Here is a 23,845-nt window from a genome sequence, read left to right as displayed (position 1 = left end):
CGGGGTGGCACCGGGAAGGGTGGGGGAACCGGTCAGCGGGGCTTCGGCCGTCGCGCGGCCTGGTCGATGAGCTCCACCGTGCGCCGGGTGCCGTCGAGCACGCCCACGGACCGGGCGGCGACGCTCATCGCCTGGATACTGCCCGGCTTCCGCAGCAGGGGCAGCAGGGTCGATTCGATCCACGCGGGCAGAAACAGGGCATCGTCGATGAGGATGCCGCCTCCAGCCGCCACGACATCGGCCGCGTTGAAGCGCTGTTCGCCGTTGCCGACCGGGTACGGCACATACGCTGCGGGAATGCCCAGGGCGCTCAGTTCGCTCACTGTGGCGGCTCCGGCTCGCGAAACCGCGAAGTCGGCCACCGACAGCGCGAGGTCCATCCGGTCGCAGTAGGCGACCATCCGGTAGCCGTCCAGTCCGGGGTCGGTGACCTCTGCCTGGGTTCCGGTGATGTGCAGCACCTGCCAGCCGGCGGCGACGAGCGCGGGGGCGGCGTCCACGACGGTGCGGTTGATGCGGCGTGCGCCGAGCGACCCACCTGTCACGAGCAGTGTGGGCAGGTCGGCGGCCAGGCCGAAGAAGGTCAGGCCCTCCGGGCGGGATCCGGCTCGGTCGAGGACCTCGATCTCGCGCCGAAGCGGCATGCCGACGACTCGGGCGTGCCGGAGCCGGGTCCCGGCGAAGGCGACGCCCACGGAGTGTGTGAGGGTCGAGCCGAGCCGGTTGGCCAGGCCGGGCTTGGCGTTGGCCTCGTGGATGGCGATGGGGATTCCGGCGCGCCGGGCTGCGAGATACGCCGGTGTGGCCACGTAGCCGCCGAAACCCACCACGACGTCCACCTGGCGACGGCGCAGGGTGGCGGCAACCTCGTTGATCGCCCGGTTGAACCGGGGCAGGAAACGCAGGGCGGCGCGGTTGGGCCGACGCGGGAACGGGAGGCGGGGCACGATGAGCAGTTCGTAGCCGCGCTCGGGAACCAGCCGGGACTCCAGGCCCTCGCTCGTTCCGAGCACGAGCACCGTGGCGTCGGGGTCGCGCGCGCGGAGCGCGTCAGCCACCGCGAGCAGCGGATTCACATGGCCGGCGGTTCCGCCGCCGGCGAGCAGATAGGTGGTCATCGAACCGTTCCTCGTTTCGGTGCCGCGCGCACGGGCCCGGCGGCGACGGGAGCCGCGACCGGGCGGGCCTGGGCATCCTGCTGCAGATTGTGGTCGCTGCGTGCGAAGGAGAGCACGACGCCAATGGCGGCGAGGGTGGTGAGCAGCGCCGTGCCGCCGGCGGAGATCAGGGGCAGCGGCACCCCGAGCACGGGGAGCACCCCGAGCACGACGCCGATGTTGACCATGGCCTGGCCGATGATCCAGACCATCACGCCCGCCGTGGTCACCCTGATCTGCAGGTTGGTGGTGCTGTGCATGATGCGGATGAAGGAGAACGCGAGCAGGATGAACATCAAGAGCACGACGATGGCGCCGATGAGGCCGAGCTCCTCCCCGATGATGGCGAAGATGTAGTCGTTGTCGGCGGCGGGCAGCCAGGACCACTTGGCCTTGGAGTTACCGAGCCCCACGCCGAACACTCCCCCGTTGGCCAGCGCCCAGGTGCCGTGCAGCGGTTGCCAGCAGGCCGCTGAGATGGTGCCGTTGAGTTCGTGGCAGGTGTCGACGGCGAAGCTGAGGATGCGGGTCATCCGGTTCTCGCTCGTGACGGCCAGCAGGCCGCCGACGAGGATGCCGACACCCATCGGGGCGGCGAGCATACGCAGGCGCACGCCGGCAAAGAACAGCGCGCCGAAGAGGATGCCCGCCATGATGATCACGGTTCCGAGGTCCCCGCCGATCATGACGAGCATGATCGAGCCGCCGCCGACGCCGAAGACGGGGATGTACACGTGTCGCCAGTCGTCGAGCTTGTCCTTCTTCTGTGCCAGGAGCACGCCCAGCCAGATCACCAGGGCCACCTTGATGGCCTCTGAGGGCTGGAACTGCACGCTCCCGATCGCGAGCCAGTTGGTGTTGCCCGCCACGGTGATGCCCAGCGGGGTGAAGACGACGAGGCACTGGAAGAAGCAGGAGATCAGCAGGGCCGGCCAGGCGACCCGTTGCCAGAACCGCACGGGCAGCCGGCTGATCACGAGCATCAGCGGGATGCCGAGGACGGCGAAGATGCCCTGCCGGAAGAGGCCGCCGTAGAAGCCCGCGTCCTCGAGGTAGGAGTCGACCGACGAGGAGGACAGCACCATGACCAGGCCGAAGAGCACCAGGAACAGCGTGGTTCCCACAAGCAGGAGGTAGTTGGTGGATTCTGCCCTGAAGACCCGGCCGAGATTGATGCGGGTCAGTGAGCTGCGTACCTGTCCGAGCGGTGCGGAGGTGTTACCGCCGGCCTCAGGCACCCGGGTACGAGGACGAGTCTTCATGCGACCCACCTCCCAAATAATCGTGAACGGCCTGGGCGAACTTCGCCCCGCGTTCCGCGTAGCTCGCGAACTGGTCCATGGACGCCGCTGCCGGCGCCAGCAGGACGACGTCTCCGGCCTCGGCCAGCGAGCCGGCCAGGCCGACCGCTGACGGCATGACCTCACCAGTGTCATCTGAGTCGATCTCGAATACCCGCAGGGCGGGGGCGTGTCGCCGGAATGCCGCAAGGACTTCGTCCCGTTCGACTCCGATGATCACGGCTCCGCGCAACCGACCGACGTGCCGGGCCACCAGATCACCGATGTCGACGCCCTTGAGCAGCCCGCCGACCAGCCAGACGACGGAGTCGAAGGCCGCCAGCGAGGCGTCGGCGGCGTGCGGGTTGGTCGCCTTGGAGTCGTCGACCCAGCTGATGCCGTCCTGCACCGCGACCACTTCGATCCGGTGCGCGTCGAGCCTGAAGGTCTCCAGGGCGGCACGGATGGCCGCGGGGGCGACATCGAACGATCGCGCGAGCGCCGCGGCGGCCAGGATGTTGGCGACGACATGGGGTGCGGCCAGGCCGGCCGCGACGAGGTCGGTGACTGTGGTCAGCTCGATGGCGCTGTCGAACCGGTCCTCGAGGAAGGCGCGGTCGCAGACGATGCCGTCGACGATGCCCAGATCGCTGGGGCCGGGCACGCCCAGTCCGAAGCCGATGGCCCGGGCGCCGTCGCCCACCTCGGCGTTCTCGACCATGCGCATGGTGGCGAGGTCGGCCTTGTTGTACACGCAGGCCACCGTGGTGTTCGCGTAGACCTTGGCCTTGGCATCCCGGTAGGCGTCGGCCGAGCCGTGCCAGTCGAGGTGGTCGTCGGCCACGTTGAGGCAGACGCTGGACCAGGGCACCAACGCGCCCGGGCCGGTGAGGGGCAGGTGGTGCAGCTGGTAGCTGGACAGCTCGACGACGAGCACGTCCCAGCCCTGCGGGTCTCGCACGGCGTCCAGTACGGGCACGCCGATGTTGCCGCAGGGCGCCACCCGGTGGCCGCCCGCCGCGAGCATGGTCGCCGCAAGCTGCACGGTGGTGGTCTTGCCGTTGGTGCCGGTGACGAGGATCCAGGGCGCGGGCGGGCCGACCTTGTCGCGCAGCCGCCAGGCCAGTTCGATGTCGCCCCACACCGGGATCGACTCGGAGTGGGCCCAGAGCAATACGGGGTGGTCGGGGTGGAACCCCGGTGACACGATGAGGAGTTCTGGGGCGTGTGCCGCGAGGCCGGCCGGCACCCCGTCCAGGTCGGCGGTCAGCAACGGGATGCCGAGGACCTCGAGCAGGCGGGCCCGGTCGTCCGGGGCGGTGCCGGCCACGACCAGCACGTCGGAGCCGAGCTCACCAAGGGTGTCGGCAGCGGCGAACCCGGTCATGCCCAGGCCGAGGACGGCCACGCGCAGCCCGGTCCAGTCCGAGTGCCAGCTGGTCAGACGCTCCAGGCGGTCGTCGGACGGGGTGTCTGCGGAGTGGGCTCCCACTAGCGGGCCAGCCATTCGAGGTAGAAGGTGCCGACGCCAGCGGCCACGAGCAACCCGCCGATGATCCAGAAGCGCACCACCACGGTGACCTCGGCCCAGCCCTTGAGTTCGAAGTGGTGATGGATCGGGCTCATCAGGAAGATCCGTTTGCCCCTGGTGACTTTGAAGTAGGCACGCTGGACGATCACGGAGCCGGCTTCGATGACGAAGAGGCCGCCGATGAGGACCAGGAGCAGTTCGGTGCGGCTGAGGATGGCCAGCGCGGCCAGTGCGCCGCCCAGGCCGAGCGAGCCAGTGTCGCCGAGGAAGATCTTCGCCGGGCTGGTGTTCCACCAGAGGAAGCCGATCAGCCCACCCACGATCGCGGCGGCCACGATGGCGAGGTCGAAGGAGTCGGGTCCGGCGTAACACTTGTAGACGTCGGCGATGTCCGATCCGCCCGGGTTGCAGGACTGGTTGGACTGCCAGAATCCGATGATGATGTAGGACCCGATCGCGAAGACCAGCGAGCCCGTGGCGAGACCGTCGAGACCGTCGGTGACGTTGACGCCGTTGGAGGTCGCCGCCACGATCAGGCAGATCCAGACGATGAACGCGGCGATCCCGATGAAGGTGCCGAGCTTCATGAAGTCCAGCGGCAGGTCCCGAATGAAAGAGATGTGCGTGGAAGCCGGCGTCTCGCCGTTCTTGTCGGGGAACTGCAGCGCCATCCAGCCGAAGGCACCGGCGACGACGACCTGTCCGGCGATCTTCTGCCAGCCGCCGAGGCCCAGGCTGCGCTGGTTGCGGGTCTTGAGGTAGTCGTCGAGGAAGCCGACCAGCCCGAGGCCGACCATCATGAACAGCACGAGCAGCGGGGATGCCGTCAGCGGCCGCTGTTGCATCCACATGGCGAGGAAGTAGCTGACCAGGACGCCGACGATGATGATGATGCCGCCCATGGTGGCGGTACCGCGTTTGGCGTGGTGACTCTTGGGTCCGTCATCGCGGATGAACTGGCCCCAGCCGAGCTTGTGGAAGAGCCGGATGAACAGCGGGGTCAGGAGCAGCGTGAAGACGAGGGACATCGCTCCAGCCAGCAGGAGGGCTACCACGAGTACAACTTTCCCAGTCGGTCGCCGAGGAAACGGAGTCCGGCTGAATTCGATGATTTGACGAGCACAGTGTCGCCTGGCTTCACGGTGTCGCTCAGCAGGGCGAAGGCCTCGTCGGCGTTGTCGACGTAGGCCGACTCGCCGTCCCACGAGCCTTCGTTGATGGTGCTGATGTGCATTCGCCGGGCGGCGGGACCGACCACGACGAGTTGGGAGATGTTGAGGCGCACGGCGAGCAGGCCGATCCGGTCGTGCTCGTCGCCGGCCAGTTCGCCCAGTTCACTCATCTCGCCCAGCACGGCGATGCTGCGGCCGTCGGGCTTGCGGATCTGGGCCAGGGTCTTCAGGGCCGCCGTCATGGAGTCGGGGCTGGCGTTGTAGGCGTCGTTGATGACGGTGATGTCATCGCGTCCGCCCATGACCTCCATGCGCCACCGTTCGGCTACCGTGACGGATTCGAGGGCCGTGACAATGTCGTCGATGGGCACGCCGAGAACATCGGCGACCGCGGCTGCGGCCAGGGCGTTCATCACGTGGTGTTCGCCGAGCACCCGGAAGGAGACCGGCCGGCTCGCTCCGGTGGGCAGGTGCAGCGTGAAGCTCGTGCCGGTGCGGGTGCCGTGGATGTCGGACGCCCGCACGGAGGCGCTCTCTCCCTCACCGAACCAGACGACACGCGCATCCGTGAGAGCGGCCATGCCGGCCACCCTGTCGTCGTCCACGTTGAGCACGGCCACATCGCTCGGGAGCAGGTCGGTGACCATCTCCGATTTGGCACGCACGGTGGCGTCGATGCCGCCGAAGCCGCCCGCATGGGCGAGGCCGACCTTGAGCACGACGCCGATATCGGGCCTGGCCATCCGCACCAGGCGCCGGATCTCGCCTTCGGCGCTCGCGCCCATCTCGGCGACCAGGAATTCGGTCTGCTCGGTGACCTCGAGCATGGTCAGCGGGGCGCCAACCTCGTTGTTGAAGGAGGCGCGTGCCGCCACCGTGGGGCCGACCTGCTCGAGGATCGCCTTGAGCAGGTTCTTGGTGGTGGTCTTGCCGTTGGAGCCCGTGATGCCGATGACCCGGAGGGGTCCGGTGGCGCGCACGCGGGCGATGACCGCGGTGGCCAGGTCGCCCAGGCCGGTCACGGCGTCCGGCACGAGCACCTGGGCGACGGGAAGGTCGAGTAGGCGTTCGACGATGATGAGGACGGCGCCGTTGGCGACGGCGGCCGGTGCGAAGAGGTGACCGTCGGTCTCCTCCCCCGGCTTGGCGACGAAGATGTCGCCAGAGGCGACCTCTCGGGAGTCGGTGTGGACCGCGCCGCTGACGAGGGAGTCGGCGGTCAGCGTGTCGGATGCGTCGGGCGCGGCGAGGTGGAGCTCGCCGTTCATGGCCGCCGCGATCTCGGTCAGGCTCAGGGCGATCATCTACAGCCACCCGGCTTCCTGCAGAGCGAGGCGGGCATCGTCCCGTGCGGAATAAGGCAGTTTCACACCCGCCACCTCCTGATAGTTCTCGTGGCCGGGGCCGGCGTAGAGCACGACATCGCCCTCTCCGGCCAGCGACAGGGCACGGCGGAAGGCCGTCGCGGGGTCGGGGACCTCGTAGAGTTCGCCGTCCGGGACCGCGGCGCGGGCCGCGTCAAGGAGGGTGGCCCGGATGCTTGCGGCGTCTTCGAAGCGCGGATGGAAGTTGGTAATGACGACGGCGTCGGCGCCGCGGGCGGCGATGGCGCCCATGTCGGCGCGTTTGGTCTTGTCCCGGTCGCCGTCGGCGCCGAACACCATGATGATGCGGCCGGTGGTCGAGGCCCGGATCGCGGCCAAGGTGTTGAGGAAGGCGTCGGGGCTGTGCCCGTAGTCGATGTAGACGAGGGGCCCGCGGTCCCCGGAGATCAGCTCGGCCCGACCGGGAATGTACGCGGTGATGCCGCCGTCCCGCTCCAGGGCGTGCTCGATGGCAGCGAGGTCGAAACCGGACTCCACGAGCATCACGATGGCCAGGGCGGCGTTGGCGGCCATGTACCAGCCCAGCAGCGGGACCTGGGTGTGCAGGCGCCGACCGTCCGGACCCTCGAGCGTGAACTCGGTGGAGCGTGCCCCGGTCGCGACGACGTGCATGTGCCAGTCTGCCTCGAGATCGGAGGTGTCCATGGTACCGATGTGGGGGTGGTTGGCGAGGGTGGTGACCGGGATGCGGCTCTCGGCGGCGATCCGACGGCCCCATTCGGAGTCGACCGTGACGACGCCGCGGCGAGATCGGTCGGGCTGGAAGAGCTCCAGTTTGGCCTGGAAGTACTCCTCCATGTCCGCGTAGTCGTCGAGGTGGTCGTGCGAGAGATTGGTGAACCCGGTGAGGTCGAAGACCAGGCCGTCGACCCGGTGCCGGCTGACCGCCTGTGCCGAGACCTCGACGCCCACGGCGCGAACCTCGGCTTCGCGCATCCGCGCCAGGAGGGCGTGCAGCTCGCTGGCCTCCGGGGTGGTCAGCGAGCTCGTGACGGCGACGTCGCCGATCCGGCGTTCGGCGGTGGAGGTGAGTCCGGCGACCACGCCGAGCTGGCTGAGGATCGCGAAGAGCAGGTAGACGACGCTGGTCTTGCCGTTGGTGCCGGTGACGGCGAACAGCGTGGCCGGGTTGTCGGCGGTGCGGTGGATCCAGGCGGACACCGCCCCGAGGGCCAACCGCACGTCGGCCGTGACGAGCACGGGGAGCCCGCACTCGGCGGCCAGCAGCGCACCGGCCTCGTCGGTGAGTACGGCCACTGCGCCGGCCTCGCGGGCGGAGGCGGCGAAGGAGGCCCCATGGATGAGGCGCCCGGGCATCCCCACGTAGAGGTCGCCGGGCTGTACGGTGCGCGAGCTCAGGCTCACGCCGGTCAGCTCCCGGGTACCCGCGTCGCCGCGGAGGTCAAGCTTGAATTCATCGACTAGTCCCGACAACGACCGCGGGACCGGATGCTGAGGACGCAGAGCCGAGGGTGCCAAATCGGTCACGAGGCTCACTTTCTTACCAGGTACCGGAGAGATCAGGCGCGGCGGCGCCCGAGGGAACTGCCCGGTACTTCTTCAGCACCTGACTCATGACTTCCTGGAAGACCGGAGCGGATGCTGCTGAAGAATTCATGTTAACAGGATCGGCCAGACTCACCGAAACGACGTACTGCGGATCGTCGGCAGGGGCGAAGCCAGACACCGACACAAGATAGCCCTTGGTGTATCCGCCGTTACCGTCGGGCATCTGGGCCGTTCCGGTCTTGGCGGCCACCCGGTAGCCGGGGATCTTCCACTTCTCGGCGAGCCAGCCCTGCTGGTAGACCATTTCGAGCATGTCGGCGGTCTCGCGGGCCGCGGTAGGCGAGACGACCTGGGCGCCCTCGACGGAGGGAACCTCGGTCACGGTGCCGTCTGCGGCCTTGCAGCCTGACACCAGCTGCACGGGCATGCGCACCCCGTTGTTGGCGATGGTCTGGTAGATACTCGACACCTGCAGGGCCGTCGTGGTCAGGCCCTGGCCGAACATGGTGGCGTAGGAGGTCTGGTTGTCCCAGTTCTCCGCGGCGTGCAGGATGCCGGAGTCCTCGGCGGGGAAGCCGCTCTCGGTGACGCTGCCGACACCGAACTTGGTCATGTAGTCGTAGCGCTGCTGGTCACTCAGGAGCTCGCCGAACTTGGACATTCCCGTGTTGGACGACTCGATGAGGACACCCGTCAGGGTCAACCGCAGGTCGCCGTGCGCGGAGCTGTCGTTGATGTTGGCTCCGTTGGCGGGTAGGTAGCGGAACGGGGCGACGACCTGGGAGTTCGGGTCGGCGAGGCCTGCGTCGATGACGGATGCCGCGGTGAGGGCCTTGAAGGTCGAGCCGGGCTCGTAGGAGGCGCTGAAGGCGCGGGAGCCGCGGTCGTCCGGGTTGGTCGTCGCGCTCACATTGTTGGGGTCGACCGCGGGATAGTCGGCGACGGCGACGAGCTTGCCGGTCTTGACCTCCTGTACGACGACGTTGCCCCAGGCGGCGCCGGTGGCCTGGGCCTGCTTGGCGAGCACCTGCTGGACGAACCACTGCAGGTCGGAGTCGATGGTGGTGACGACATCGCTGCCGTCCACGGCGGCCTTCGTGGTGACGGTGCTTTCGGGCAGGCGCACACCGTCGGCGCCGCGCTCGTAGGTCTCGATGCCGTTGTTGCTGGCCAGGCAGGAGTCCTGACCCAGCTCGAGGCCGGCCTGCGCCTCGCCCTCACCGGAGACGAAGCCGACGAGGTTGCCGGCGACGGCGCCGTTGGGGTAGACCCGGCTGGGGTTCTGGTAGAGGTACAGCCAGGGGATGTCGAGGGCGTCGAGGGCGCGGAAGGCATCGACATCGACCTGCTTGATGATGTAGGCGAAATCGGACTTGGGATTCTCGGTCAGGGAGTCCGTGACAATGCCCTGCACGGCGTCGGCGGTCTGGCCGGTGATGGCCCCGATCTCGGCCGCGGCCTGGGCCACCGGCACCGAAACATCCTTGCCGTTGACGGTGCGGGTGAAGGTGCTGGTGTTCTTGGGCGAGACAACGACGTCGTAGCGCATGACCGTTCCGGCCAGCACGACCCCGTTGGCGTCGAGGATCTCGCCGCGGGAGCCGTAGACCGTCTTCTCCACCGAGCGATTACCGAGGGAGTCGGCGCTGAGGGAGTCGGCGCGCACCACCTGGATATCCACGAGGCGTACCACGAAGAGTCCGATGATCGCGACGAGGACAAGAATCGTCGCCGCCACCCTGCGCTTGCTGGACATGCTTCTTTTCGCCACGTGTGGTCCTCCTGTACCGGACTGTACCGGCGTTTAGCGAGTGGTCGGCGACGGCAGGCCGTCGGTCACGGCAACTGCCAGCGGAGCCGATCCGCCGACGGGCGCGGCGGCCGCGGCCGCGACGCTGGTCCCCTGGCCGCCTGCGGGCAGCTGAGTCACCAGCGGCACCCCGGCGAGCAGGGCGTTGGGCACCAGGCTCGCGGCGCCGGCCTGGCTGCCGCTGGCCGAGCTCGGCGCACCGAGGACGGCGCCGTCGGAGAGTCGGAGGTAGGCGGGGCTGGAATTACTGACCATGCCCAGAGCCTCGGCGTTGGCGGCCAGGCTCTGCGGCGAGGACACCCGGATGAGGTCCTCGCTCACACTGCTGGCCGTGCGGCCGAGTTCGACCTGGCTCGCGCGCAGTGCCGAGATCTCGTAGGCGCCCTGGGAGATTCCGACGCTCAAGAGGAGCTGGGCGACGATGACGGCCCCGACGCAGGCGACGGCCGACAGCGCGTAGACCACGCGCGGCCGCTTGTGAGCGCTCGGGCTGACGATCTCGATGTGGCGACGTTCCTCCGCCCCGGTGTGCGGCGCGTGATCCGGACGCAGCGGTGCCGATTCAAATGCCCGGGCCAGGTTGTCGCTCATTCGGCTCTCCTCAGTCGTTCAGCGGCACGCAGGCGAACCGACGTTGCACGGGGGTTGATGGCTTTCTCGTCCTCGGACGCCTGCTCGGCGCCGCGGATGAGAAGGGTGAACAGCGGCTTGTGCTCCGGCAGTTCGACGGGAAGTCCGGCGGGGGCGCTGGACGTGGAGGCGGCGGCGAACATCCGCTTGACGATGCGGTCCTCGAGCGACTGGTAGGCCATCGTCACGATGCGGCCGCCGACGGCGACAGCTTCCATCGCGGCGGGGACGGCGCGTTCGAGGACGGCCAGTTCCTGGTTGACCTCGATGCGCAGCGCCTGGAACACCCGCTTGGCGGGGTGTCCCATCCGCTGCACGGCGACGGGGGTGACCTTGGTGATGACATCGACCAGCTGGGCCGACCGGACGAACGGCGCTCTCTCGCGAGCCTCAACGATCGCCGTGGCGTAGCGTCCGGCGAGTTTCTCCTCGCCGTACTCCTGGAAGATGCGACGCAGTTCGGCCTCGCTGTAGTCGGCGAGGATGCGTTCGGCGGTGAGCGGCGAGGTGCTGTCCATACGCATATCCAGCGGAGCGTCCTTGGAATAGGAGAAGCCGCGCTCGACCTGGTCGAGTTGCATGCTGGAGACGCCCAGGTCGAACAGGATGCCCTGGACCTCGCTGATGCCGAGACCGGCGAGGGCGTCGAGGATGCCGTCGTAGACCGTGTGGACCAGGTGGATGCGGTCGTGGAACGGCTTGAGGCGCTCCTCGGCGATGGCCAGCGCGTCGAGGTCGCGGTCCAACCCCACCAGGGTGAGGCCGGGGAAGCGGCTGAGCATGGCTTCGGCGTGGCCGCCCATGCCGAGGGTGGCGTCGACGAGGATCGCGCCGGGCTTGTCCAGAACGGGGCCCAGGAGCTCGATGCTGCGTTCCAGCAGCACCGGGGTGTGGATCTCGCTCAGCTGGGGCCGGTCGCCCGGGATGGCTGAGGTGGTGTCGGTGGTCATCTCGTCGTTCGGTGTGTTGTTCGTGTTGTCGTTGATGTTGGTGCCGTTGCTGTCGTTGGTCATAGCTACCCGGGCTGGATCCTGGGGCCGGATCCCCATCCGTTCCGCCTGGCACCGGGGAAGTGTGTCAGGAGGGCGACGGCTGGGAGTCGAGCACCAGGAGCTAGAAGAGTCCCGGAATCACCTCCTCCGTGATGTTGGCGAACGAGGTTTCCTGTTCGGCGAGGTAGGTGTCCCAGACCTCGGTGTCCCAGATCTCCACGCGGTTGCCCACGCCGATGACCGTGAGGTCGCGGTCGAGTCCCGCGTACGCCCTGAGGTTGGCCGGGATGGTGACGCGGTTCTGCTTGTCGGGGGTTTCGGCGCTGGCTCCCGACAGGAAGACGCGAAAGAAGTCCCGCCCCTCCTTGCTCGTGATGGGCGCCTGGCGGATCTTCTCGTGCACCTCGTCGAAGTCACGCGAGGTGAAGACGTAGAGGCAGCGTTCCTGACCGCGAGTCATAACGATGCCGGTCGAGAGCTCGTCGCGGAATTTGGCCGGCAGGATGACGCGTCCTTTGTCGTCGAGCTTGGGGGCATAGGTCCCGAGGAACATTCGTCACCCCTCTCTTCCGGCCAAGGTCAGGTGTTGCTCCACTTTACTCCACTATCAACCACTTTGTCTGGAAATCAGGGTGTTTTACCGTTTATTCGCTGATTTATTCCCCGATTTCACAGGGAATCACTGGGTGGAGGGAAATCCCACATTTTGGAGCACTTTTGCTCGTTTTTGGGCATGAAAAAGGGCCGACCGTGTGGTCGGCCCGTGCGGGTTCCGGCTAGTGGGGCAAAAGGGAGGCTCGTGGGGCGAGCGGGAAGGGGCTGGCAACGAAAACGCCCGCCATCCTGGGTGCGCCAGGGGCGGGCGTTATTCCGGCAGACCGGATGGGTGAACCGGCGGGTCTGCGTGACGGGCTCGTGGAGCCCATCCGTTGGCTACTGCTGCCCGTCCTGGCGGCGGTCCCAGCGGTCGTTGAGCTTGTCCATGAAGCCCTGCTGGGTGCGCGCCTGCGCGGGGCGGCGGGTCTGGGAGGACGACGGCCTCGTCGCCCGGGCCGTGCGACCCGGCGTGATGGCCAGAAGCACCCCGCCGAACATGATGATGAATCCGATGATGCCCAGCCAGAGCTGCTGCACCGCAACACCGGCGACAAGAGTCGCGATCCCCACGACGCCGGCGAGAACCCCGAGGACGATGGATCGGTAATTGGGGCGGAGACGCGTGCCCCCGACGCTCGCCACGAATTCGGCATCGTTGTGATAGAGACTGCGCTCCATCTCTTCGAGGAGTCGCTGCTCTTGTTCTGAAAGCGGCATCTCATTCCTCCAATTGGGGATCGAGCGGATTAGACCCTAATTCTAGTCCAGCCGAGATGGCTAGGCTAGGCACGTGGCTCAAAGCACTCGACTGGTCGATCTGGTTCATTCTCGCATCGACGAATTCATCAATACGCGTGAATCAATTGTGACGACCATCAGCCCGGACCTCACTGTGCTGGTGGACTTCTCACGGCAGTTTCTCAGCGGCGGGAAGCGCTTCCGGGCCCAGTTCGCACACCTCGGCTGGCAGAGCGTTCCGGCGACCGTGCCGACGTCCTCCGACGGGGTGCCGGCGGGCCTGGCCGGGCTGGTGTCTGCGGCCAGCGCACTGGAGGTCTTCCATGCCGCGGCGCTCGTCCACGACGACATCATCGACAATTCGGATACCCGCCGGGGAGCGCCCTCGGCGCACCGACGCTTCGAGAGCCTGCACGGTGCCAACGGCTGGGCCGGAAGCCCCGCCGACTTCGGCCGCGCCTCGGCGATCCTGCTCGGCGACCTCCTGCTCGGCTGGAGCGACGAGCTGCTCGACGAGGGCCTCGACGCCGCCGCCGACCGGGTCAGCGCACGGCGCGCCCGCACCGAGTTCAACCTCATGCGCACGGAGGTCACGGCCGGCCAGTATCTCGACATCCTCGAGGAGCGGGCCTGGCTCACCCAGCCGGAAGCGGAGCTGCTCGACCGCGCCGTGCGGGTCATCATCTTCAAGTCGGCCAAGTACAGCGTGCAGGCACCGCTGGTGATCGGCGCGGCCCTGGCCGGCGCCGATGACGACCAGCTCGACATCCTGCGGGCGTTCGGGCTGCCGCTGGGGATCGCCTACCAGTTGCGCGACGACCTGCTCGGTGTGTTCGGCGATGCAAGCGTCACGGGCAAGCCCAGTGGCGACGACCTGCGCGAGGGCAAGCGCACCGTTCTGATCGCCCTTGCCAGGGAACGCCTCGACACGGCGTCCCGGGGTACCGTCGACAGGCTGCTCGGGCGCCCCGACCTCACGTCGGAGCAGATCTCCGAGCTGCAGCAGATCATCGTCGACAGCGGCGCCGTCGACAGGGTCGAGACCCTGATCCAGGAGAACGTGGCTCAGGCTCTTGCCGCCCTGGACGGTTCGCTCGTGGAGCAGAGCGTGCTGGTCGCGCTCACCGACTTCGCCGGCACGGTGACCCGGCGGGTCTTCTAGGCGTTCGAGCGGCCGGGCTCGATCAGGCCAGGGCCTGCGCCACTCGGCGAACCTCGGCCTTGCGTCCGGCCAGGAGTGCGTCGATCGGGGGGACGCCGAGGCTGTCGTCCACCTCGAGCAACCATTCCATGGCCTGCTCGTCGGTGAAGCCGTCATCGGAGAGCACGATCAGGGTGCCGCGGAGCTCACCCACCGGTGCTCCCTCGCGGATGAAGGACACCGGGACGCTGACCTTGCCGTCGCGACGGATCGCGAGGAGGTGCTTGTCTTCGATGAGCTGGCGCACCCGGCTGTGGCTGATCCCGAGGACCTCGACGAGGTCGGGGATGGAATACCACTCGGGGGTGGAGGAAGGAACGGACTGCTGCGGAGCGGAAGACGAATCGGTCACCTTCCAAGCCTCCCACGATTCAGCACGGGCGACAAACCCCTATCAGCCCCGGTCACACGGGCGATCTGGGTGGTTGCCGCGTGGTTAATTGACTCGGACTCGCTTCTGTGTGAGCGTTGAGGACACATCATCTATCGATAGGACGTGCAATGCCGGTCAGAGCCAGCAAGATCGAATCGGGGACGGTCACCGCCGACTCCCACGGTGCTGACTCCCCCATCGCGTCGGCGGTCGTGCGCCCCGCGGCACGGCGCCGCCCGGCGAAGACCGGCGCGCGGCGCTCCTGGTCGGCGGTGGCGAGCATCCCCCTGGTTCTCGTGAGCACCGTGGCCATCGTCTTCAACCTGGCGTCACCCGCCCAGGCGGCCACTGCACTGAAGAAGCCGCTGAAGACCCGCACGACGCTGCCCCAAGCGACGGTGAAGCCGGTCCAGACCGTGCGCCCGGCGACGTCGACCCCGGCGCCGACCCAGTACACGGTCGTCGACGGCGACACCATCAGCGCCATCGCGGGCACGTTCGGCCTCTCGACGGCGTCGGTCCTCGCACTCAACGGCCTGGGCTGGAGCGCGGTCATCTTCCCCGGCCAGGTCCTCACCCTCTCGACCTCCCCGGTGACGGCAGCGGCCGCCCCAGCGGCGGTGGCCAGCGAACTCACCCGCTACACGATCCGTTCCGGCGACACCCTCAGCGGGATCGCGGCCGCCAACGGCGTGAGCGCCGACGCCGTCTTCCGTGCCAACGGTCTGGGCCGCGACAGCATCATCTTCCCCGGCCAGACCATCGTGCTGCCGGCCGCCGGATCCTCGGTCGTGGCCGGTGGACCCCAGGTCTCGCTCGCGTCGACCACGTCGGCGTCGTCCGGCACCCACACCGTGGTCTCCGGCGACACCGTCGACAAGGTGGCCGGCGCCGCCGGCGTCTCGGTGCAGGCGGTCCTCGAGGCCAACGGCCTGGGCTGGTCGAGCGTCATCCACCCCGGCCAGGTCCTGAAGATCCCCGGTTCGGCGCCCGTGCTGGACGCCGCACCCGCCGTTGTCGTCACCCCGACCGTGACGGCGGCGCCTGCAGCGACGGCCGTGCGCGATACCGTCACCGCTCTGACCTCGGAGATGGCCGCGAACGCGCGGCTGATCATCGCCGTCGGACGCCAGGCCGGAGCCAACGACGCCGCCCTGGTCGTCGCCCTGGCCGCGGCCGCCCAGGAGTCCGGCCTGCGCAACATCGACTACGGCGACCGCGACTCGCTCGGACTCTTCCAGCAGCGGCCGAGCTCCGGCTGGGGAACCGCCGAGCAGGTCATGGATGCCGAGCGCGCCAGCCGTGCCTTCTTCGGCGGCCCGGTCAACCCCAACGCCGGTGTCACCCGCGGGCTGTTGGACATCCCGAACTGGCAGAGCATGACGGTCACGCAGGCCGCCCAGGCCGTGCAGATCTCCGCCTACCCCGACCTCTACGCCAATTGGGAGGCTTCTGCCAGGAGCTGGCTCGCCGAACTCGGCTGACCGGCCCTGACTCGTCGCCCACGCCTGACACCCTGTCGACGCTGGAGACAGTGATCGAATCGTGTCCCGCCGCGCTGGTGGTCGATCCCGAGGAACGCGCGAGTATTCCGTAGACTCGACGGGTGACCGAAAGCCCCACTGACCCCATGATCGGCCGTCTCATCGACGGCCGCTATCAGGTGCGCTCCCGGATCGCCCGCGGCGGTATGGCCACCGTGTACCTCGCCACCGACCTGCGCCTCGAGCGTCGGGTGGCGATCAAGATCATGCACGGCCACCTGGCCGATGACAACGCGTTCCGCAGCCGGTTCATCCAGGAGGCCCGCTCGGCGGCGCGCCTGGCGCACCCGAACGTGGTGAACGTCTTCGACCAGGGCCAGGACGCCGATATCGCGTACCTGGTGATGGAGCACCTGCCCGGCATCACGCTGCGCGACCTGCTCAAGGACTACGGACGGCTCACCCCCGAACAGACCATGGACATCCTCGAGGCCGTGCTGTCCGGCCTCGCCGCCGCCCACAAGGCCGGCATCGTGCACCGCGACGTCAAGCCGGAGAACGTGCTGCTCGCCGACGACGGCCGCATCAAGATCGGCGACTTCGGCCTGGCCCGTGCCGTGAACAACAACACCGCCACCGGCCAGGCCCTTCTGGGCACTGTCGCCTATCTCTCCCCCGAACTCGTCACCCGTGGGATCGCGGATGCCCGCAGCGATATCTACGCCCTCGGCATCATGACCTACGAGATGCTCACCGGCGAGCAGCCCTATGTCGGTGAGGCGCCCATGCAGGTGGCCTACCAGCACGCCAACGACACCGTTCCGATGCCCAGCCTGGTGGCCGCCGGCGTGCCCCAGGAACTCGACGAGCTCGTGCTGTGGGCCACGGCCCGCGACCCAGAGGAACGCCCGCGAGACGCCCGGGTGATGCTCGACCAGCTCCTCGACGTGGAAAAACTGGTGCGTCCGAACGACCAGACCGCCATGCAGGCCACCATGGTGCTGCCCCGGAGCGTCGTGGCCGCCTCGGCCGACGCCGAGACGCAGATCCTCGGTCGTGCTCCCCTGGCGGCCGCGGCGACCCTGATCGCCCCCGACCCCGAGACGGGCGAGGTGGACAGCACCGATCAACTGGCCGGCACGACGCAGAAGCGTCGCCGCCGCGGCTACTGGCTCTTCACCCTGATCGTGCTGTTGGCCGCCCTCGCCGGCGGCGCCGGCTGGTACTTCGGGGTCGGCCCCGGTTCCGAGATCGCCGTGCCCAGCCTGACCTCGGCCTCGCCGGAGGACGCTACCGCCCAGCTGGAGGCGCTCGGCCTGGTCGCCGCCCCCGGCACGGCGTACAGCACCGAGATCCCCGCCGGGCTCGTTGTCGGCACCGACCCCGGCGACGGCACCCGCGTGGCCAAGGGCAGCACGGTGACCGTCAACGTGTCACAGGGACCAGCCCCGATCGTGCTCCCGACCCTGGCCGGTCTGACCCCTGACGCCGCCGCGACGGCGATCAGCGACTCCCGTGCGGTGCCGGGCACGGTGGACGAGATCTTCTCCAACACCGTCAAGAAGGGCCTGGTCATCTCGGCCACCCGTGACAGCGACGGCGGCGACGTCTCGCAGGGCGGCGACTCGTTCGAGGGCGCCACGATCAACTACGCGGTCTCCCTGGGCGACGTCACCGACGTCACCGGCAAGACCCTCGCGGACGCCATCGGCACGCTGGCCGACCAGGACCTCGAGGGCCGCTCGGGGCCGGAGACCTACAGCGAGACCGTGGCGCAGGGCAAGGTCATCTCGGCCGCGCCGGCCAGTGGCGGGCCGCTCCGGAAGGGCTCGGTCATCACGCTCACGGTCTCCCGCGGTCCGGAACCCGTCGAGGTCCCCGACGTGGTCGGACAGGGGTGGTCCGAAGCCAAGACCACGTTGAGCGACCTCGGCTTCAAGCTGAGCTACAACCCCGGCGCGGACGCCATCGCTGCCCTGCTGAGCGTGGCCTCGACCGACCCGGTCGCCGGCACCTCGCTGCCCAAGGGCAGCACCATCACCCTCAAGCCGACGAACCCGTTCGGCTAGCTAGCCCGCAGCACGGGCCCGTCACACGGTCGCCCACCTGCATGCTCGCTCCGGCATGTACAGCAAACGCGGCCCCGGATGATCGGGGCCGCGTTCGGCCGGACTGCGGGTGTGCCCGCGGACTGCTAGCGGGCGGCCAGCTCCTCGGCCACCAGGAACGCGAGCTCCAGGGACTGCATGTGGTTCAGGCGCGGGTCGCAGAGCGACTCGTACCGGGTCGCCAGGGCGGCCTCGTCGATGTGCTCGGAGCCACCGAGGCACTCGGTGACGTCGTCTCCCGTGAGCTCGACGTGGATGCCGCCCGGGTGAGTGCCCACCGAGCGGTGCGCCTCGAAGAAGCCCTTGACCTCGTCGACCACGTCGTCGAAGCGACGGGTCTTGTACCCGGTGGGCGTGGTGACGCCGTTACCGTGCATGGGGTCGGTGACCCACAGCGGTGTCGCGTCGCTGGCCTTGATGGCCTCGAGCAGCGGCGGCAGAGCGTCGCGGATCTTGCCGGCACCCATCCGGGTGATGAAGGTCAGTCGGCCGGGTTCGCGGTCGGGGTCGAGCTTGTCGATCAGGCGCAGCATGTCGTCGATCGATGTGCTCGGGCCGAGTTTGACGCCGATGGGGTTGCGCACGCGGGAGAGGAAGTCCACGTGGGCGCCGTCGATCTCGCGGGTGCGCTCCCCGATCCAGACGAAGTGCGCCGAGGTGTTGTACGGCGTGCCGGTGCGGGAATCGATGCGCGTCATGGGGCGCTCGTAGTCCATCAGCAGACCCTCGTGGCTGGTGTAGAACTCCGTGCGGCGCATGGCCTCGAAGTCGGCGCCACAGGCGATCATGAACTTGATGGCGCGGTCGATGTCCTTGGCCAGGCCCTCGTAGCGCTGGTTGGCCGGGTTCTTCGCGAAGCCCTGATTCCAGCTGTGCACCTGGCGGAGGTCGGCGAAGCCGCCCTGCGTGAACGCACGGATCAGATTGAGGGTGGAGGCGCTCGTGTGGTAGGCCTTGACCAACCGGTCGGGGTCGGCCTCGCGGGACTCCGGCGTGAAGTCGTACCCGTTCACGATGTCGCCGCGGTAGGCGGGCAGGGTCACGTCGCCGCGGGTCTCGAAGTCGCTCGAGCGCGGCTTGGCGAACTGGCCGGCCATACGGCCCATCTTCACGACGGGCATGGAGGCGCCGTAGGTGAGGACGACGGCCATCTGCAGTACGGTCTTGACCCGGTTGCGGATCTGCTCGGCCGTGGCGCCGCTGAAGGTCTCGGCACAGTCGCCGCCCTGCAGCAGGAAGGCCTCGCCACGGGCAGCCTGGGCCAGGCGGTCGCGCAGGATGTCGACCTCGCCGGCGAAGACCAATGGCGGCTGGGTGGCCAGCTCGGCGGAGGCGGCGGCCACGGCGTCGGCATCAGGCCAGGCCGGCTGCTGCTTGATGGGAAGGGTGCGCCAATAGTCCAGCCCGTTGATTACAGATGTGTCTGCCAGTACAACCGGTTCGGTGGGGTCTACCACGGGACTGAGCCTGTTTTCTCTTCTTCGGCCCGCTCGGTGCGGGCCTGGGGTGAACGTCACGGGCGCGGCAAGCGCACACGGCCCGTGAGGGATATTCGAGCCTAGCGTGAAAGGCTGGCGCGCTTCTCCTTGACACTGGTGGCATAGACGTCGACATATTCCTGCGTGCTGAGGCGGCGCAGCTCATACATCAGCTCGTCCGTCACAGAGCGCAACACGAACCTGTCGCCCTCCATTCCCTCGAACCGGCTGAAGTCCAGCGGCTTCCCGATCACGATTCCGATACGTCGGACCTTGGGGATCCGGGTGCCGGTGGGCATGGCCTTCTCGGTGTCGATCATGGCAACGGGCACGACGGGGACGCCCGCCTCGAGCACCATCCGGGCCACGCCCGTGCGACCGCGGTACATGCGGGCGTCCGGGCTGCGAGTGCCCTCGGGGTAGATGCCGAGGGCTCCCCCGGCGTTCAGGACCGCGAGCCCGGTATTGAGGGAGTCTTCGGAGGCCTTGCCGCCGGACCGGTCGATGGGCAGCTGCCCGGTGGCTTTGAAGAACTGCCGGGTGGCCCATCCCTTCAGGCCCGTGCCCGTGAAGTACTCGCTCTTGGCCAGGAACACGACCCGGCGCGGCACGACAAGCGGCAGGAAGACCGAGTCGATGAAGGAGAGGTGATTGCTCGCCAGCACCACGCCGCCCTCTTTGGGGATGTTGTCGAGCCCGATCACCCAGGGCCGGAACAGGCCGAGCAGGAGCGGGCCCGCGACAATATTCTTCATGAACCAGTAGAACATCGGTGTCCTTACCTGACGGTGCTCTGCACTGCGCTGCCCTCGAGCACAGCCAGCCTACTCACCGGTGACGTGTCGGCGGGCGAGATCGGCGGCGCCGACGACGCCGGCATCGTTGACCAACTCGGCGATGGCGAACTCGGCCTCTGGGTGGTAGCCACGGGCCGGCAGGTTGTCGAGGTAGGCGCTGCGGATGGGCTCGAGAAGCAATTCGCCGGCCGCGGCCACACCGCCGCCGAAGACGAAGACCTGCGGGTCGAGCACCGCGGCCAGGCTCGCGCAGGCCTGGCCGAGCGAGGCGCCGAGCTGGCGGAGCGCCGCCAGGGCACCGGGGTCGCCGTCCTGGATGAAGCGGCCGACATCCTTCCCGGTGAGCTTGCCGCGCTTGGCGCGCGACGCGGCCAGGCCCAGCCCGATGCCGCCGGCATCCGCGAATTCGTTGGCGATGCGCAGCAGGGCACGTCCGGAGCCGTACTGTTCGATGCAGCCGTGCGCGCCGCAGCCGCAGGGCAGTCCGTCGGGCACGACGCGCAGGTGGCCCAGCTCGGCACCCACACCGAAGCCGCCACGGAACAGCTTGTCGCGGGAGACGATGGCGCCGCCGACGCCGGTGCCGATGGTGAGAGTCACCATGTCGCTGTAGAGCCGGCCGGCGCCGAAGCAGAACTCGGCCCAGCCGGCCGCGTTGGCGTCGTTCTCGATGATGATGGGCACCGACAGGCGGGACTCGAGCTTCTCGCGCAACGGCTCGTTGCGCCAGTTGATGTTGGGGGCGTAGTAGACGGTCGACTGAGCGGCGTCGATGAACCCGGCGGCGGCCACACCCGCGGCGACGACCTCTTGACCCGCGGAGAGTCCTTCGATCATCTCGACGACGGCGTCCTCGATCTCACGCGGATCCGCGGCCTCGGTGGGGCGGCGGTCCGACTTGATGATGGTTCCGAATTCGTCGACGAGGGCACCGGCGATCTTGGTCCCGCCGATGTCAATCCCAATGGCGTGCACGACTGACACCTTTCGTTGGTGGAGCTTCAGGGAGGATCTTGCGTCGGTTGCACACCGACCTGGGCGCGAGAGCGACCTGAACGACCACGGAGGCACCCCCTAGAGTGTAGTAAACGAGTATGCCGCCGGGAGAATCGCGAGGCTCAAGTCGTTTCACGGCTAGAGTGGTCGCACTTACCCGTCCGGTGCCAAAGGAGTTACCGTGAAACAGTTCGACGAGCCTGCCGTCGTCCCCGCCGACCCGAACGCGAACGTCACCGACCTGCTGGTCGACCGCCTCGCCCTGACCCCGCACTCCGTTCTGTTCTCACGACCGGACCAGGGTGGGTGGCTGCCGGTCACCACCACGGAGTTCCACGCCGAGGTCGTCGCACTGGCCAAGGGCCTTGTCGCCTCCGGTGTCCAACCGGGCGACAAGATCGGCTTGACCTGCAAGACCCGGTACGAATGGACGCTGATCGACTTCGCCGTCTGGTTCGCCGGTGCGATCCTGGTCCCGGTCTACGAGACCAGCTCACCCAGCCAGATCCAGTGGATCCTCAGCGACTCGGGAGCAACGGCGCTCATCGTGGAGACTGCGGACCACTTCGCCCGGTTCGACGAAGTGCACCCTGACCTGCCCGGCGTCGAGACGGTCTGGCAGATCGACCTCGGCGACCTCGACAAACTCGCCTCCCGCGGGGTCGACGTTCCGGATGCCGAGATCGAACGCCGCCGCAGCCTGGCGGTCGGCTCGGACATGGCCACCCTCATCTACACCTCGGGCTCCACCGGGCGCCCCAAGGGTTGCGTGCTCAGCCACAGCAATTTCGTGGAGACCAGCCGTAACGCCGGGATCGCGCTCAAGCCGGTTCTCACCGACCCGGAGGGCGCATCCACGCTGCTCTTCATCACCACCGCCCACGTCTTCGCCCGCTTCATCTCCGTGCTCTGCGTGCACGGCGGCGTGCGGGTCGGCCACCAGCCGGACACCCGGCAGTTGCTGCCGTCCCTGGGGAGCTTCAAGCCCACCTTCCTGCTGGCCGTTCCGCGGGTGTTCGAGAAGGTCTACAACTCCGCCGAACAGAAGGCTGAATCCGGCGGCAAGGGCAAGATCTTCGAGGCCGCGTCGGATGTCGCCGTCGAGCACTCGAAGCTCATCGAGGCCGGGGAACGGATCCCGCTGGCCATGAAGATCAAGTTCGCCCTCTTCGACAGGCTCGTCTACAGCAAGCTGCGCGCCGCCATGGGCGGCAAGGTGAAGTACGCCGTGTCGGGCTCAGCACCGCTCGGCGCCCACCTGGGCCACTTCTTCCACAGCCTGGGAATCGTCATCCTCGAGGGCTACGGCCTCACCGAGACCACGGCGCCCGCGACCGTGAACCTGGCCACAAAGTCAAAGATCGGCACTGTCGGACCGGCGCTGCCCGGTGTGTCGGTGCGGGTCATGGACGACGGTGAGATCGAGGTCAAGGGCGTCAACGTCTTCACCGAGTACTGGCAGAATGCCGAGGCCACGGCCGCCGCCTTCGACGACGGCTGGCTGAAAACCGGGGACATCGGCGCCCTCGACGCCGAGGGTTTCCTCTCGATCACCGGGCGTAAGAAGGAAATCATCGTGACCGCCGGCGGCAAGAACGTCGCCCCGGCCGCGCTGGAAGACCCCATCCGCTCCAACCCGCTGGTCGGCCAGGTTGTCGTTGTCGGCGACCAGAAGCCGTTCATCGCCGCCCTGGTGACCCTCGACCCGGAGATGCTGCCGGTGTGGCTGAACAACAACCACGAGGACGCCGGTCTGTCGCTCATGGACGCGTCGGTGCACCCGAAAGTGCTCGCCGAGGTGCAGCGCGCCATCGACCACGCCAATGAGACGGTCTCCCGGGCCGAGTCGATCCGGAAGTTCGTGGTGCTGCCGGTCGAGCTCACCGAGGCCGCCGGCTACCTCACCCCCAAGATGAGCATCAAGCGCGACGTGATCCTGCGCGACTTCGCCGCAGAGATCCAAAACCTCTACGGCGCCAATCCGGTCACCGCGGCCGTGCCGGTGCGCACGAGCGCCGAGGACTAGCGCCGAAGCTCAGGGCCGTGCGCTGCCGGCCCTGAGCTGGGAGGGCCTGGCCTAGAACCAGTCCGACTCGCGGACTTCCTTCATGGCCGCCCGCCGGCTCTCCTTGTCGAGTCTGTCGAGATAGAGCAAGCCATCCAGGTGGTCGGTCTCGTGCTGCAGGGCCTGGGCCAGCAGGCCTTCGCCGGCCAACTCGACCGCGTTCCCGTCGAGGTCGATGCCGGTGACCCGGGCGAACGGGAACCGCCGAGTGGGGTACCACAGTCCGGGCACCGACAGGCAGCCCTCATCGACCAGCTCCGGCTCGCCCGAGAGCTCGACGATGACCGGGTTGAGGATGTAGCCGATATCGCCGTCGATGTTGTAGCTGAACGCACGCAGGTTGACGCCGATCTGCGACGCAGCGACTCCCGCGCGTCCCGGCAGCTTCACGCTGTCGACGAGGTCCTCCACGAGGCTCCGCACCCGTGCGTCGATCGTGCCGATCGGCTCGGAGCGGGTCTTGAGGACGGGATCGCCCAGCAGGCGGATCTGGCGTTCGGGCACGGGGTGACTCTCTTCGGGTTCAGCGGCGGCCGGTTCGG

20 protein-coding genes are annotated in these 23,845 nt (G+C 68.3%); 4 read left to right on the top strand and 16 right to left on the bottom strand.

Annotated elements, in window-relative coordinates:
• Positions 1-32: 32 nt before the first annotated feature.
• The 11 genes from KY500_RS06015 to KY500_RS05965 all read right to left on the bottom strand — a co-directional run bounded on the left by KY500_RS06015 (position 33) and on the right by KY500_RS05965 (position 12,780).
• On the bottom strand, positions 33-1,118 hold the full coding sequence (locus KY500_RS06015; RefSeq protein WP_219902750.1) for a glycosyltransferase: 1,086 nt from the start codon (positions 1,116-1,118) through the stop codon (positions 33-35).
• Positions 1,115-2,419: a putative lipid II flippase FtsW gene (ftsW, locus tag KY500_RS06010; protein WP_219902749.1), complete on the bottom strand. Its 1,305-nt coding sequence runs from the start codon at positions 2,417-2,419 to the stop codon at positions 1,115-1,117. The genes KY500_RS06015 and ftsW overlap by 4 nt, the downstream gene beginning before the upstream one ends.
• Entirely contained in the window at positions 2,388-3,944 is a 1,557-nt protein-coding gene (gene murD, locus KY500_RS06005) for a UDP-N-acetylmuramoyl-L-alanine--D-glutamate ligase (RefSeq protein WP_219902748.1), read from the bottom strand. Before murD ends, ftsW begins: the two co-directional genes overlap by 32 nt.
• Positions 3,929-5,023, bottom strand: coding sequence for a phospho-N-acetylmuramoyl-pentapeptide-transferase (mraY, locus tag KY500_RS06000; RefSeq protein ID WP_219902747.1), 1,095 nt, complete (start codon positions 5,021-5,023; stop codon positions 3,929-3,931). Before mraY ends, murD begins: the two co-directional genes overlap by 16 nt.
• Positions 5,017-6,444 carry a UDP-N-acetylmuramoyl-tripeptide--D-alanyl-D-alanine ligase gene (gene murF, locus KY500_RS05995; RefSeq protein WP_219902746.1) on the bottom strand — a complete coding sequence of 476 codons (1,428 nt, stop codon included), beginning with the start codon at positions 6,442-6,444 and terminating at the stop codon, positions 5,017-5,019. The genes mraY and murF overlap by 7 nt, the downstream gene beginning before the upstream one ends.
• On the bottom strand, positions 6,445-8,013 hold the full coding sequence (locus KY500_RS05990; RefSeq protein ID WP_219902745.1) for a Mur ligase family protein: 1,569 nt from the start codon (positions 8,011-8,013) through the stop codon (positions 6,445-6,447). It abuts the gene before it with no gap.
• 13 nt (positions 8,014-8,026) lie between these two features.
• Positions 8,027-9,790, bottom strand: coding sequence for a penicillin-binding protein 2 (locus KY500_RS05985; RefSeq protein ID WP_219902744.1), 1,764 nt, complete (start codon positions 9,788-9,790; stop codon positions 8,027-8,029).
• Positions 9,791-9,838: 48 nt separating this feature from the next.
• A complete protein-coding gene (locus KY500_RS05980; RefSeq protein WP_219902743.1) occupies positions 9,839-10,435 on the bottom strand; it encodes a hypothetical protein in 597 nt (198 codons plus the stop codon).
• A complete protein-coding gene (gene rsmH, locus KY500_RS05975) occupies positions 10,432-11,424 on the bottom strand; it encodes a 16S rRNA (cytosine(1402)-N(4))-methyltransferase RsmH (protein WP_219903314.1) in 993 nt (330 codons plus the stop codon). Before rsmH ends, KY500_RS05980 begins: the two co-directional genes overlap by 4 nt.
• Positions 11,425-11,587: 163 nt before the next feature.
• Positions 11,588-12,019 (bottom strand): division/cell wall cluster transcriptional repressor MraZ, encoded by a 432-nt coding sequence (gene mraZ / locus KY500_RS05970; RefSeq protein ID WP_066595076.1) that lies wholly within the window; start codon positions 12,017-12,019, stop codon positions 11,588-11,590.
• Positions 12,020-12,399: 380 nt separating this feature from the next.
• Positions 12,400-12,780, bottom strand: coding sequence for a DUF3040 domain-containing protein (locus tag KY500_RS05965; protein WP_066595074.1), 381 nt, complete (start codon positions 12,778-12,780; stop codon positions 12,400-12,402).
• A 73-nt stretch (positions 12,781-12,853) separates the two neighbouring features.
• On the opposite strand from KY500_RS05965, the gene KY500_RS05960 reads away from it, so the two are divergent.
• Complete coding sequence (locus KY500_RS05960) at positions 12,854-13,963, top strand: polyprenyl synthetase family protein (RefSeq protein ID WP_219902742.1); 1,110 nt, start codon at positions 12,854-12,856, stop codon at positions 13,961-13,963.
• 22 nt (positions 13,964-13,985) lie between these two features.
• Here KY500_RS05960 and KY500_RS05955 read toward each other — a convergent pair whose 3' ends face one another.
• Positions 13,986-14,354: an Rv2175c family DNA-binding protein gene (locus KY500_RS05955; protein ID WP_219902741.1), complete on the bottom strand. Its 369-nt coding sequence runs from the start codon at positions 14,352-14,354 to the stop codon at positions 13,986-13,988.
• 149 nt (positions 14,355-14,503) lie between these two features.
• On the opposite strand from KY500_RS05955, the gene KY500_RS05950 reads away from it, so the two are divergent.
• Both KY500_RS05950 and pknB read left to right on the top strand, forming a co-directional pair.
• Positions 14,504-15,859: a LysM peptidoglycan-binding domain-containing protein gene (locus KY500_RS05950; RefSeq protein ID WP_219902740.1), complete on the top strand. Its 1,356-nt coding sequence runs from the start codon at positions 14,504-14,506 to the stop codon at positions 15,857-15,859.
• A gap of 122 nt (positions 15,860-15,981) precedes the next feature.
• A complete protein-coding gene (gene pknB, locus KY500_RS05945; RefSeq protein WP_255579833.1) occupies positions 15,982-17,928 on the top strand; it encodes a Stk1 family PASTA domain-containing Ser/Thr kinase in 1,947 nt (648 codons plus the stop codon).
• 125 nt (positions 17,929-18,053) lie between these two features.
• Here the strand turns inward: pknB and KY500_RS05940 are convergent, their stop codons facing one another.
• From KY500_RS05940 to KY500_RS05930, 3 genes are all read right to left on the bottom strand, one after another.
• Positions 18,054-19,424 carry a class II 3-deoxy-7-phosphoheptulonate synthase gene (locus tag KY500_RS05940; protein ID WP_219902739.1) on the bottom strand — a complete coding sequence of 457 codons (1,371 nt, stop codon included), beginning with the start codon at positions 19,422-19,424 and terminating at the stop codon, positions 18,054-18,056.
• 101 nt (positions 19,425-19,525) lie between these two features.
• Complete coding sequence (locus KY500_RS05935) at positions 19,526-20,215, bottom strand: 1-acyl-sn-glycerol-3-phosphate acyltransferase (RefSeq protein WP_066595060.1); 690 nt, start codon at positions 20,213-20,215, stop codon at positions 19,526-19,528.
• 54 nt (positions 20,216-20,269) lie between these two features.
• Positions 20,270-21,217 (bottom strand): ROK family glucokinase, encoded by a 948-nt coding sequence (locus tag KY500_RS05930; protein WP_219902738.1) that lies wholly within the window; start codon positions 21,215-21,217, stop codon positions 20,270-20,272.
• A gap of 202 nt (positions 21,218-21,419) precedes the next feature.
• Between KY500_RS05930 and KY500_RS05925 the strand changes: the two genes are divergently transcribed.
• Positions 21,420-23,264, top strand: a complete 1,845-nt coding sequence (locus KY500_RS05925; RefSeq protein ID WP_219902737.1) for a long-chain fatty acid--CoA ligase — start codon at positions 21,420-21,422, stop codon at positions 23,262-23,264.
• Positions 23,265-23,315: 51 nt separating this feature from the next.
• On the opposite strand, the gene def is transcribed toward KY500_RS05925, so the two are convergent.
• Positions 23,316-23,807, bottom strand: coding sequence for a peptide deformylase (gene def, locus KY500_RS05920; protein WP_066595054.1), 492 nt, complete (start codon positions 23,805-23,807; stop codon positions 23,316-23,318).
• Between the last annotated feature and the right edge of the window lie 38 nt (positions 23,808-23,845).

Origin of the sequence: Cryobacterium sp. PAMC25264 (assembly GCF_019443325.1) — a bacterium.
Lineage (GTDB): Bacteria > Actinomycetota > Actinomycetes > Actinomycetales > Microbacteriaceae > Cryobacterium.
This window is presented reverse-complemented; position numbering and strand designations above follow the sequence as displayed.